Origin of the sequence: Calothrix anomala FACHB-343, assembly GCF_014696435.1 — a bacterium.
In the GTDB taxonomy this organism is placed as follows: Bacteria; Cyanobacteriota; Cyanobacteriia; order Cyanobacteriales; family Nostocaceae; genus Aulosira; species Aulosira anomala_A.
The window spans coordinates 83,751-96,242 of sequence record NZ_JACJQG010000014.1; the positions used below are offsets into that span (position 1 = coordinate 83,751).

The 12,492-nt window shown below is 41.4% G+C and carries 11 protein-coding genes; 4 read left to right on the forward strand and 7 right to left on the reverse strand.

Annotated features, from left to right (window positions below):
* Positions 1–163: 163 nt before the first annotated feature.
* Positions 164–418, reverse strand: a complete 255-nt coding sequence (locus H6G08_RS10285; RefSeq protein WP_190541319.1) for an SWEET family sugar transporter — start codon at positions 416–418, stop codon at positions 164–166.
* Here H6G08_RS10285 and H6G08_RS10290 point away from each other — a divergent pair.
* Both H6G08_RS10290 and H6G08_RS10295 read left to right on the forward strand, forming a co-directional pair.
* Positions 360–530: a hypothetical protein gene (locus H6G08_RS10290; RefSeq protein ID WP_190541476.1), complete on the forward strand. Its 171-nt coding sequence runs from the start codon at positions 360–362 to the stop codon at positions 528–530. The two genes, H6G08_RS10285 and H6G08_RS10290, sit on opposite strands and share 59 nt — an antisense overlap.
* Before the next feature lie 571 nt (positions 531–1,101).
* A complete protein-coding gene (locus H6G08_RS10295) occupies positions 1,102–1,569 on the forward strand; it encodes a hypothetical protein (protein WP_199322470.1) in 468 nt (155 codons plus the stop codon).
* A gap of 712 nt (positions 1,570–2,281) precedes the next feature.
* On the opposite strand, the gene H6G08_RS10305 is transcribed toward H6G08_RS10295, so the two are convergent.
* From H6G08_RS10305 to hetZ, 3 genes are all read right to left on the reverse strand, one after another.
* Positions 2,282–4,609 carry a transglutaminase TgpA family protein gene (locus tag H6G08_RS10305; RefSeq protein WP_190541324.1) on the reverse strand — a complete coding sequence of 776 codons (2,328 nt, stop codon included), beginning with the start codon at positions 4,607–4,609 and terminating at the stop codon, positions 2,282–2,284.
* A 318-nt stretch (positions 4,610–4,927) separates the two neighbouring features.
* Positions 4,928–5,908 carry a PatU gene (locus H6G08_RS10310; RefSeq protein ID WP_190541326.1) on the reverse strand — a complete coding sequence of 327 codons (981 nt, stop codon included), beginning with the start codon at positions 5,906–5,908 and terminating at the stop codon, positions 4,928–4,930.
* The gene (gene hetZ / locus H6G08_RS10315; protein WP_096645028.1) at positions 5,901–7,091 is read right to left on the reverse strand and encodes a heterocyst differentiation protein HetZ; all 1,191 of its coding nucleotides are present in this window, start codon (positions 7,089–7,091) and stop codon (positions 5,901–5,903) included. Before hetZ ends, H6G08_RS10310 begins: the two co-directional genes overlap by 8 nt.
* 205 nt (positions 7,092–7,296) lie before the next feature.
* On the opposite strand from hetZ, the gene H6G08_RS10320 reads away from it, so the two are divergent.
* Entirely contained in the window at positions 7,297–7,770 is a 474-nt protein-coding gene (locus H6G08_RS10320; protein ID WP_190541328.1) for a hypothetical protein, read from the forward strand.
* Between the two features lie 151 nt (positions 7,771–7,921).
* Here the strand turns inward: H6G08_RS10320 and sds are convergent, their stop codons facing one another.
* Positions 7,922–8,893: a solanesyl diphosphate synthase gene (gene sds / locus H6G08_RS10325; protein WP_190541332.1), complete on the reverse strand. Its 972-nt coding sequence runs from the start codon at positions 8,891–8,893 to the stop codon at positions 7,922–7,924.
* A gap of 1,126 nt (positions 8,894–10,019) precedes the next feature.
* Here sds and H6G08_RS10330 point away from each other — a divergent pair.
* The gene (locus tag H6G08_RS10330) at positions 10,020–10,217 is read left to right on the forward strand and encodes a hypothetical protein (protein WP_190541335.1); all 198 of its coding nucleotides are present in this window, start codon (positions 10,020–10,022) and stop codon (positions 10,215–10,217) included.
* Between the two features lie 93 nt (positions 10,218–10,310).
* Here the strand turns inward: H6G08_RS10330 and murI are convergent, their stop codons facing one another.
* Complete coding sequence (gene murI / locus H6G08_RS10335) at positions 10,311–11,174, reverse strand: glutamate racemase (protein WP_190541339.1); 864 nt, start codon at positions 11,172–11,174, stop codon at positions 10,311–10,313.
* Between the two features lie 89 nt (positions 11,175–11,263).
* The gene (locus tag H6G08_RS10340; RefSeq protein ID WP_190541342.1) at positions 11,264–12,487 is read right to left on the reverse strand and encodes an RNA-guided endonuclease InsQ/TnpB family protein; all 1,224 of its coding nucleotides are present in this window, start codon (positions 12,485–12,487) and stop codon (positions 11,264–11,266) included.
* Positions 12,488–12,492: the final 5 nt, after the last annotated feature.

Consider the following 12,492-nt stretch of genomic DNA (forward strand, 5'->3'; position numbering starts at 1 on the left):
ATTCTTTATCGATCATTCCTATCCCTTAATTCCTCACCCTTATATAGTATTTCATAAATTCCCCCGCGTACCTCTGCGTATACCTTTGCGTCCCTCTGCGTTTAAATTTCCCCCCCCCTCAACTCCCCACGACTTTGCCCAAAACTGCACCTATCTCCTAACCTCATCTATATTTAATTTTAAGCCAGAGAATTATCAAATTAAAAAACAATGTCACAGCATTAGCCAAAATAATCGGCAATTGTTGGAGAATAATTCCATATATCAACCATAAAAATATACCCGTATTAAAACAAATTAACATAATAAATGAGACATCTTTCGCAGATTTAGTCTGCCATATTTTCATCAATTGTGGTATGAATGAAACCGTAGTTATAGAAGCAGCCACTAATCCTAAGAATGTCACAAAATCCATTAATGCTACCCTTGAAAATATTGTGATGATTTGTTGTAGCTTGTTAAGCGATCGCTATTTCACGCCACTCTATAAATATTACTTATTTCAGCAAAATTTGCTACGCAGCTAGCTAAATTATTGAATTAATTTATATATGAATTTTTCTAGGTGGAAACATAATTTTTGTCACTTTTCCATTACGAGTTCTCTTTTTTAGCGAAAATCCACTATATAGTCGCGATTATTCATGTTTTGTATCATTTGCTCTGGGTATTTTTCCGCCAGTGGTGGTATCCTGATAAATCATGCCTCTAATATCTACAAATCTATGTGACATCAACCAGCATTGTTATCTTAACCAAAGATTAACTACAGCATTTTACAACTGAGTGCAGCCCAGAGATTAAACATCAATCTAGATGTTTGGCATTTCTTGGAGAATTGTATCTTAGGAAATTGTCTTCCATAGATCAAATTTAGCAGCTTTAAACAAGGTGCGAACCATCTACCTGTGCAAATTTTGTACATGGTTCCATAAAACTTGCTTCCGCCCTTGCTTCCAATATTCTTTCCTTTTTTCATCAATAAATTAAACTGGCTCAAAATCACCTACTCTTAGATGCTTTTCCAGAGCCTGCATATATCTTATTTTCGGTCATCAGGAGCATATTTTTGTTCAGTCCACAATTCTTGTTTGAAACATGCAAACAAAATATTTAGCCTCATTATTAACATTGGGTCTGACATTAACAACCGTACCTGTAATGTCATCTCCAGTCCAAGAAACAATAACACCAAACTTGTATGAACTGCAAAGTCCACTGATCAAGGTAATTTATTCAAAAGGTAGCTTGGTTGGTAAGCCTTATCTAAACTATCGAGACAGAAAACAAACATTAAACTTTTCTGGAGACCAAATCCGAACTACAGAAACAGAAATTGGTACACTGGTAACAGTGACTATTGCTAAAACTGTAGATACTGCTTCTGTAACATTTAGCTTGCTTTTACCTGCTGTTAACTTAGGGACAAGCAAGCAAGCCAAAGTAGAAACCAAAGGTATCACAACTGTGAACCTTTTTTCAACTATACCAGCCTTTAATCAAGGACAGAGACAGACATACACAGTTACCCCTTTGGTTGGTACAGCTAAATATGTCGCTTTTTAAAGTCCTTCTCGTGCAAAAATAGTATCTAGATATAGGGAGTAGAAATTACCACAATTACCACTCCATAATTTTTATGTTTCTATTGTTAAAACTACGTAAATTCGACAAACCTCACCTACCTAATAGCTTTCACATTTTTAAGATAAAACTTTGCCCAATAATAGCGTTTTGGATCTTTTTTGAGTAGATAATTTACTACTTCTTGACGCTTATTCTCATCTTTAGTATTTTTGACTACTCGCCTGATTTCCGAATCCATATCTCTAGGATCAGCCCCTCGTTTGATTGCTTCTTCAAACCAATATTCTCCTTTTGAATATTGATATCTTTCAAAAGAATTTACGACACATCAATATATTCTAGAGGGCAAGGCAATGCCCACCTGTGTCAACTTAAGCTCAAAACTTTTCTCTATCTCGTTTCCAGCCTCCGGCTGGAAATGCGTATTGCGAGGCTCCGCCTCGTCTTCTGAATAAATTGAGGCAGCAGCCCACAGATCATCGCTCCCACGCAGAGCATGGGAGCCAGTTAGGATAAGGGTTTCGCGTTAAGTTGACACCAATGGGCATTGCCTTGCCCCTACAATCTGTCGCATTCTTTTTTCAAATTCCTATTAGAAACTATTTTTAAAGTTGCATATCAAACAAAAAAATAAGGGAAAAATTACTTTTCCCTTACCCGAATTATTTCAAATAGCCGCAAAACTTATTGATTATTTTGTATTAGTAGCAGCTTGGAAGTTTCGCCATTTCTCTCTTAATTGCTGCATATTAGGACTGTAGCCCCCATAACGCCAGCTAACATAGGCTTGGCAGATTTCATCTATGATTTCCGCATTGGCTGGTGAATGATGCTGATAAGCTACTCTGGCGTATTCTAGCGGTGTTTGTGCTGGATGTTTGCCTAAACCTTTTTTAGCTGTCCATTGCAGCATTTGTTGATATAAGCTTTCCATTGGCGAGAGTTTTTTCAACCAGCGACGGTTCATCCACTCGCGCCACTGTTCCCAACCTAACCAACAAAAGAAAGCTGTGGTAGTTGACAGAATTAAGCCAGTTAATACACCTAGCCAACCTTGAGAGAATAAAGCAAAAAACCAAGCGATCGCTCTAAAAATCTCTCTCAAAATTGTACCCAAGAGATAATCAAACCAACCGCGAATCGGTGAGGGAACCCAACCGGCTACCCATTGCCAAAATTGACGCAAAACGCCAAATGTCTCGACATCTTCAATGGAAGGGGGTATTAAGGGATGATTGGGAATCGGATCGAAGGCAAACCACCCATATTTAGGGAAGTATACTTCGGTCATGGCATAGGCATCTGTGTTCTTTACCACATACATCCCCGTGAAAGGATTAAACTCTCCGGGGCTGAATCCCGCTACTAACCGCGCCGGAATCCCGATGGAACGCAGCATGACTGTGAGTACTGTGGAATAATGATCTGGGTAACCGCCTTTATGTTTGAATAAAAAAGCTTCTACCAAATCTTCATTATCACTCAAATAAGGCAAATCTAAGGGATTTTCTGGGGTAAAGTAGTTTTGTTTTAAATATTGCGCCAAATACAAAGCTTTTTCATAAGGTGAATCTAGGCTTTTTAATGACTTGGCTACCCGTTCTCGATTGTAGTTAGCGAGGATTTCTTCGGTGCGTTGTCTCACCTTATCGGCAATCTTTGGCGGGATTTGCAGATAGTATTTTTGAATTGACTGGGGATATTTAGTCGAAGCTTGTCCTAAAGCAGTGCGATCGCGATATGGTACTTCAGAAACTACTGTATAAGTGAATCCTTCTGATAATTGTACAGGCGCGCGCAAGCCATTCTCTTGATCCACAGCGATCATCGGTGTGGGAAAGTAAAGTTCCTTGGGATAAGACAGCGCCGGAATTAAATTTGGTAAATCTGCTACTACTGTATAAGTTTGTACTATTTCTTGACCGTTACCAGCAATTACCGGGGTGTTGAGATTGATTTGCGCATTCCAAGGCGATCGCCTCAGAGTGGTAACATCATCATTGCGAGAAATTTTCCAGCCTTTACCTGTATACTGGTCAAATGCCAAGACTCGCCAAAAACCCGCAGCTTGCGATCGCACTCGCATCACCACCTTGGGTTTCATTGCTCCCCGCAGGTTTTGATTCATCTGGCTATTAAAGCCATAATAAAAATTATTATCTACAGTTCCTGGTTCGCCATTACTACCTTGGCCATTAGCCGTACCGCTACCACCTTCACCTTGATTATTCCCTTGACGCACATAACCAGGATTAATAATACTACGTCCTGTAAATTCCCCTTGAACGTTAATATTAGAACTCACAGGAAAGGTGCGTAATTGATAGCCCGGTAATCTTGGCATCACAGCAAAAATTGCCAAGCCTAAGGCGACAATAATAGCAAATAATAAACAATAAAAAGGTAAAAGAGAAGACAATTGTTTCCCTTTTACCTTTTGTCGTTTAAAGTTTAACTTCTCCAAGCCCAGCCTGGATCGGTAGTCTAATACTAAAGTTGGCAGCGCGATCGCCAAAAATAACAGTAGCACAGGCGCAAATGCTAAAGTTTGGCTCAGGGTTGCCGCCACCCCTAGTAAAATTAAGCCAATGACAATTGAATAGCCCAAATCCTTACGGCGGGGCGTATCAAAGCTGTGAAGGATTTGCAGTTGAATTAATAATTCTGCCAAACTCAGTCTGGTATCATTTAATTCCCCTATCAAGCGACCAAAAAAAGCACCCAGTGCAACTAACATGCCAATGGCAATGCAAAATTTCACACTAGTATTGCGATCGCGGCGACTGCGGTAACTCCAAATTGCACCCATGAAACTTACAGGTATCGCCCACAGACTAAATTGAGTCTCGCCTGCAATATCTGTCGCCACAATTCCCATAATTACTAACGCTAGCACTAGCACTCGTAGGGAAATTGAATCTTCCACTGCTAAAAGCGGCGAACCCTGCTGATTTTGTCGCCGGTAGTCATCTGCTACAGGTAGACGCCAAAACTGATTGATCCTGGATAAGTTAAACATTTAAAGTACAAGCACAGCGATGATGTAGAGGCGAAGGAAACTAGGTTGGAGATGGAAACCAACTACCCTACCCTACTCTATGGAAACGCCTTTAGCGAAGGGGAATTCCCTGAGGAGCATAGTAACCAATTAACAATATGCCTACGGGAATCTACTTGTCTTGTGCTAGGTTCTACCAATCAATATATATTTGCGTAGGCTTCCTCAATACCGCTTGTCGAAAAAAAAAGATAAGTTTCAAAACCAGGAAATCATTAATTATCTATCGGCGTTTCTCAATATATAGTGCTAGCAGTGATGATGTGCTGATATTGCGGTCTATGTTGTTGGGGTAATTAAAAACACCAGGGGCTGTTGTTCAATTTCTGGGAAATCCACTTCTAAGGTATAAGTTTGATTGAATTGCTGGCAGTGTAATTCTACACTCAGGTTGCCTGAATTAGCCGATTGACCAACTGCTCTGGTACCTTGTCCTTTGAGGGTGAACACTCCTTGGGTGGGTAACTTACCTGCGACGCGGAGCTTGCCTGTTTGTCCCTGAGACTGATACTCTACTTTGAGTTGCAGCACACCTGCACTAGTCAGCCATTCTCTTTCCACCACTGGATTAGCCAGGGAAACTGGTATTGTCAAATTATCTAACAGTTGTTTAGCTGCTATTAGGGATAACGCCATTTGTTGACGTTGTTTTAAATTGGCATAATCGCTCTGAAGATCGGGCATAGTCTCCAAGGTTTCGGGAGAGCGAACATTGCTTCTCAGCACCAATCCAGCTATGTCATTTAAAGCTTGACCCTCGTTAGGGAATAAGTCCTCTACTACTTGGACTAATTTGGCTCCCAAGGGCAAGGAAGATGTCAACAAAACTTGACACTTTTCCAGCAATTGACGGAAAATGCTTTCCGGCAGAGCGATTGGTAAATTCAATTTAGACTGTTGCGCCACCCATCCCCAGGCGGGAACTAATACTAGCGATTGCTCGTCGGCGTAATCGGGATAGTCTAGTAATTGGGTTTCCCAAGGAAATAAAGGCGGCTGATTCTGAATTTGGAGTTGTAAACGACGTTTGAGGACAGCTTGAAAACGTTCTTGCACAGTAGGAATTTCTCCCAGTTGAAAGGTTTGGGGTTTTACTCCCGACTCTAGCTCACCACTAGTTGAGGTGGTAGCTTGTTTGAGAGGGTTGTCTACCCCGTCAATTTCCTGACGATCTACCGAGGACGACTCAAAGGTGGTGGCAGTATCTGCCAACACCCAAGATAGTAATTGGTGATGAAAGGATTCTGAGTCACTATTCATGAGTAGATGCACCCGATCCGGACACTAAAGAGTTACGAATTTCCCAAGCTTGTTCAAGAATTTTGAACCATCGTTTTTGTAATTGTGCCATAGACAAACCTAAAGTTTTAGCGATTTTTTCATCAGGTTGTCCTTGTTGCTTTAGATCTAGTAGCGATCGCTGTTTATCGTCTAGTTCTGCTGTATAAGCTTGCCACTGTTGCGGGGTTAAGCCTAAATTCGTCGGTAAGGAAGCTTCCAACCATTCATGGACTAGTTCCCAACGATGCAACAAGGCAAACCGAATTAAATGATATTTAAACCTCTGTTGTAAGTAATCCCTCTGACGAGGGGTTAAACCTAAAATTGACTCAATTTCCTGTGCGGAAAGATCTTGTAAGCGCAGAGTAAAGTAATCAGCACAATCGGTTTGTTGGCGCTGTTCTAAATAATTTAATAATTCTGTAATCACGACAGAGCGCAAGGTGTCTTCTTCTGGCTCTGGTTCTGCTTGCGTAGCCATTGCCGAACGCAATTGTTGTACGGCTGGCTCTTCCCAAGAACCATCAGGTTCGTTAGCACTACCTTCTGCCGCTTGTTCAATATCTACAGTCGTTTCTGGAGGTTGTTGTTGCGAGAAAGTTTGCGCTCGCAGGATAATCAGCTGCTGCTGACGCCCAGGCAAGGGAATGCGCCGCTTACCATAGCGTTCCGTAAATGCCATATATTCTGCCAATTCCAGCAGAGATTGGGGGCGATAGGCCATTGGCAGTTGATTTTCCCGACGGAAAGCATTTAAGGCTTCCAAATAAAAACCTTGCAGGAAATCTTCAATGATCGTCAACCGCCCTTGATAACTCAATTGCCTCTGGGGAGGATTGATATAACGGTAGATAATCGCGCTTAAGGTGCTATGTAGTTCTACCCTACCCCGATTGGAACCCAGCTGATAATATCTCAAACACTGCTGTAGCCGATGTTTGGCTAAAGTCATGGCTGAGTTTTCCACAGAACCGGATGCTTGGATGCGTTTGCTTTCTTGGCAAATCCGGTAGACTTCGGCAGCAATACGTGTTGCCACATCGTGGCAATTTTGTTCCGAAGCTTTGGTTGATTGCTGAAGCTCCTTAAATAGGAGTTGAAATATCACCTCCACGCCGATAGAATTCTCTCCCTGAATAGTTGCGGTTGCGGCTGAATTCATAGTCTCTGTTTTTAAAAGACCCTAACATACTTAAACACAACCTGTACGACCGTGGGTGTTGGCTGGATGAATTTTGCGTATAAGCTAAACGCATACGATCCTGCATTCAGGATGTGGACTATGTTTATTATTCCCATTTTGAGTGGGATTATTCACACTTGGTTTTGATGTTATAGCCATTACCCAGGAGCCGTGGACAAGTTATATGGATATAGACGCACAAATTCAATTGTTGATTGATAATGCACCCCAAGATGTTATGACACCACAAATTGTGGCAGCAATTGCCCCTGTTTTGCAGGCGATCGCTCATCAGTTACGTCACCCTCAGTATTATATTCTCCAAAGTTTGGATTCAGAGTGGGTTTTAACTACATTGAGCAATCGAGCAAACCGTAAATTAGCAAAGCGGGTGGTTTACGCTTTTCCTAGCTTACAGGATGCCACAGCTACCGCTAATGCTGGAATTGAGGCGCAGATAACAGCAATTGCTATTCCTGTGACTCATATTTTGTTCCAACTAATGGCATTAGAACCAGTAGACAGTATAGTTTTTTTTGAGACTCCTGGCACAACTAAAAATGCCGTCGAGGTGTCACGCGCTGACTTACAAAAGCAAATTCAGAAACATTTACAAAAAAAGCGATCGCCAAATCAACTTCCCCCTGACATTGCGTAATGGGGCATTGGGCATGGGGCATTGGGTATGGGGCATTGGGCATTGGGTATGGGGCATTGGGCATTGGGCAAAAGTCAAATATAATTCTTAATTCTTAATTTTGAATTTTGAATTTTGAATTTTGAATTGTTTGTTCCCTAGCCCCTAGTCCCTAATACAGCCGACTTAAAACATAGTCAGCCATGTTAATTAAGGCTTGACGCGGTTCTGAGTGGGGGAGAACGGTCATATGCTCTGTTGCTAGTTTGGCATGGTGGGCGGCTAATTCTCGCGCCTTTTGGATGCCTTGACTTTCTTGAATTAATAAAAGTGCTTGTTCTAAATCGCCTTCTTGGGCAAATTCCCGTTCAATCAGCACTTCTAAATATGGTTTTTCCTTTAAGGCAAATAAAACTGGGGCGGTGAGATTACCACTTTTCAAGTCAGATCCGGCTGGTTTACCCAATGTATCTGTAGAACTAGTGAAATCTAAAATATCATCGACAATCTGGAATGCTAAACCCAGATTGCGTCCATAGTTATACAAATGCTGGGCATCTTCTGGGGAGACTTCGCTCAGTAACCCAGCTGCTTTAGAACTATTGGCGATTAATGAGGCAGTTTTGTAATAGCTTTTGTTGAGATAAGTCTCAATGGAAGTATTCGCATCAAAGCGATTTAGTCCCTGCTGGATTTCTCCGGCAGCCAAATCCATAATTACTTCAGAGAGTAATTTTACCACTTCCAAGTTGTCCAAGTTTGCCAAATACCAAGAAGATTGAGCAAACAGAAAATCTCCGGCTAATACGGCAATTCGGTTACCAAACAAGCTATGAACGGTTGGCACGCCGCGACGCATCTGAGATTCGTCCACTACATCGTCATGCACCAAGCTGGCGGTGTGGATCATTTCTGTAATCTCCGCTAACCTTCGGTGACGCGGGGTAATGTCTTGTTCTAGCATAGTGGCTCGCGCTATCAGCAGAACGATCGCTGGTCTAATACGCTTTCCCCCAGCTCCAAATAAATGTTCGGCTGCTGCATAAAGTATGGGGTGGCGATTTCCAACTAGCTGTTTGAGATTATCTGCTAGTATTCGCAGGTCTGCTTCCACAGGGGTAAACAGGGAGGTGGCTGGGGTCATGGATGGGCGGACTCTGGCTTAGATTAAGAAAGTTTACATATCCTATACTCATTTTAAGATAACCCAGGTTCAGCGCAACGTCTCAATCGGGGAATCCCTCAATCTCTCAAGCCCATACCTCAAGGCTTGAGGCTTTTCCAGAGATTTTGACAAAAATGATATTTTTTATGTCATACTTGATTAACTATTTTTATAATTAAAATGTATTGTAAGCTACTGAAAATAATCTAATTATTTAAATTAAAATTGTTTAAGTATTTTTACTCATAAAGTTGTATTTGCTAGCTCATTGGCATTCATTTGCTGACTCTAGTTAACAATTATCAGGGAAAATACTTAGGTAATGATAATTAAGTATATTAAATGTATTGTTTGTAGCCAGCTATGAATCTTTAGTTTCATTGAGTTCTTAGCTTTGGAGAAAGGTTTTAGCTACAAAATATCAATTTCCATAAACTATACTATGTAACTTTTGTCACCATAAAAGTTATGTATAATTTTTAGTCATTTAACAGATTAATTACTAAGTATTTATCTCAGGGTGACTAATTTTTGCGAGTTCAGTTAAGTCCTTGAGAAAATTTCAAATTTAGCTGCGAAGATGGCTTAAAAGTCAGGAACCTTGTGTTACGCTAAGATCTAGGGATTTTAAATTTTTCAGATATTCACCCGCCAAAGTTAAATTGCCGATAGGTAATTTAGCATACAGCAGTTGTGAGTCAATACATAGTCGCGGTGAAATCTAGGAAGTAATTCCTGAATTTATACTGGCGACCTGCGAAACTTTTTGGTAAGAGCTAGGCGCTACCCTTCGGGGAAATGCTCGTTTTGTCTTGACATTGAGCGTTGGCGTTGCTTTTCTAAATTGTGTATTCGCAGCCAAACGCGGACTAGGTAGAATGCTGAGGAGCGCAGCAAGGGATTGCTATTTGGCAATTTAGCTTGCTCTGAAATGTATAGTCTGCGCCAATAATTTCCATAATAAATCCGTTAGCCGTCGAGCGTTGTCACTCTACGGCGTAGTCTAGCATAGCAAATCACAGCCAACAACAATTAGCTTGTTTGGCAAAGATTTTGCTGAGGTTATGAAATTGCATATTCGTTAGATAAAGGTGCTGGTAGAACAATGATGTACGGAAACATGCCTATGATGATTTTTATGTTAGCTGCTGGATATTTGTTCACTGTCTACCTACTGTTAGCATTAGCAAAGCGTACAGGTAAAAATACTGAGACTACAAATATTTCTTTTTCCCATAAAGGAAAACACGAACAAGAGCTATCAGTAGCACCAAAGGTGAGTGAGGCTGTTAATAGTCAATAGTCAATGATGAATATTCAATACGCAAGAGTCAACAGTCAAGACTTAACTGACTGTTGACTCTTGATTTATGGTTGGTTATCCCAAAAAGTCTTGTTATAGATGGGAGACTTTAGCGTCGGTGAAGCAAACTTCTTCCACAAGGGGAGTATAGCCTAACCACTGCAATCCTGATTGAGCAAACTGCTGACCGCAACCGCTAACAGCAAAGCGAGTGGGTAATGGCGGATGGGTATTTCTTAAACCGAGAATGTCTAAATCTTGGGCGCAAGCAGCGACTACATTCACCGCCGGATCGACGAGTTTAACATGAGCCGGGAGAAGCGATCGCAGTACAGGTGCTAGGTGGGGATAATGGGTACAGCCGTAAACTAATGTATCGATTTGCTGCTGGAGTAACGGCTCTAGGTAAGAGCGTGCTACTTCCATAGTATAGGGGTCATGAATCCGGTTTTGTTCAATTAAAGGCACAAATTCGGGACAACCTACCTGCCAAACTTGAACATGAGGATCGATTTCCAGTATGGCTTGCTTATAGGCATTACTCTTAGCTGTGGCTGGAGTAGCAATCACCCCAATCCGCTTACCTTGTTCTACCGCCGCTTTTGCACCGGGGAGAATCACACCCAGAATGGGTAAGTCAAATTCCTCGCGAACGATATCTAAGGCTAAAGCAGAACTAGTATTACAAGCCATAATCACCATTTTGACCTGTTGCTGTTGCATCCAGGTCAAAATTTCGCGGACATACTGTAAAATTTCTGCTTGAGAACGAATGCCATAGGGCAATCGAGCAGTATCGCCAAAATAAATAACAGATTCGTTAGGAAGTTGCCGATAAAATTGTCTTAATACTGTCAAACCACCAACGCCGCTATCAAAGATACCGATAGGCGCGCGTTGGGGTTCTTGTCCAGAAAAATTATTCAGATTACCTTCAAAAATGGAAGATGAATACACGGGCAAATATTGGGTTGAGGTTTTTTGAACTAAGATACAGGATTTAGTGGTTGACACTCCGCCGCCCTATAAGGGCGGGGATTCTTGGTTCACAGTTCAATCTTACCTTCGCAGGATTGCTCCAACGAAGCTAGAGGATCAAACTCCCCAAGCTTATAAGCTCCCGTGTGCCCCACGGTACTTAGTCCCTTGTGCAAGATATTGATAGCAGCATTAATGTCCCTATCCTCAACAAATCCACAATGATGACAAATATGAGTTCTAGTTGATAGAGACTTCTGCACCTTGTCACCACAGTTAGAACAATTTTGGCTACTATTATGGGGAGCAACAGCAATGGTTATCTTCCCGTATTTATAACCAAAATAATCTAGCCAAGAGCGAAACTTTGACCATCCTGCATCACTTATCGACTTAGCCAGATGTCGATTTTTCACCATGCCTTTAACATTTAAATCTTCATAGGCTACTAAGTCGTTAGACTTGATTAAGCGGAGTGCCACTCTCTTGACAAACTCTTCTCGCTGCCTACTTACCCTTAAATGTTTACGGGCATATCGCTGCCTAGCTTTGTGATAATTCTGAGACTGCCTGCCCTGAGCGGAGTCGAAGGGTAGATTGCCTTTTTTGTATTTCTTAGAGCTTCTCCGATTGAGACGGCTTAACTGTTTTTCTCCTTGGCGGTAAAACTGCGGGTTGGGTTCAGTGTTGCCTTGGCTATCTGCCAGGAAATACTTGATACCCACATCAATACCCACTGCTTTTTGACTGGGAGTTATTGGCTTAACAGTATCCCTGGGGTCTAATTGCACCGAGAATTGCACATAATACCCATCGGCACGGCGTACAATCCTGACTCGCTTGATTTGCTCTAGTTGATAAAAGTTTAAGTCTCTAGTCCCTATCAGCTTCAGAGTTCCTATTCTTTTTTTATCCGTGAAAGTAATATGCTTCCTATTTTCTGACAGTTTCCATCCAGAGACTTTATATTCAACAGAGCGAGTATTTTTCTTGAACTTGGGATACCCCTTTTTGCCTGGAATTTGCTTCTTGCAGTTATCGTAAAAGCGGTTAACTGCTTTTAAAACTCGCTCAACAGCAGTTTGACAAGCATGAGAGTTTAAGTCCTCCACAAACTTAAATTCCTTCCTTAACAACGTGTTATATCTAAACATTTCTGTCTTCCCAACACCACGATTATCCATCCAATAACGCAGCACTTTATTTCGGATAAACTGAGATGTCCTAATTGCTTCATCAATAGCGGTTGTTTGTTGTAGCTTTGGATTGACTTTAAACTCGTAGATAAACACGTTTG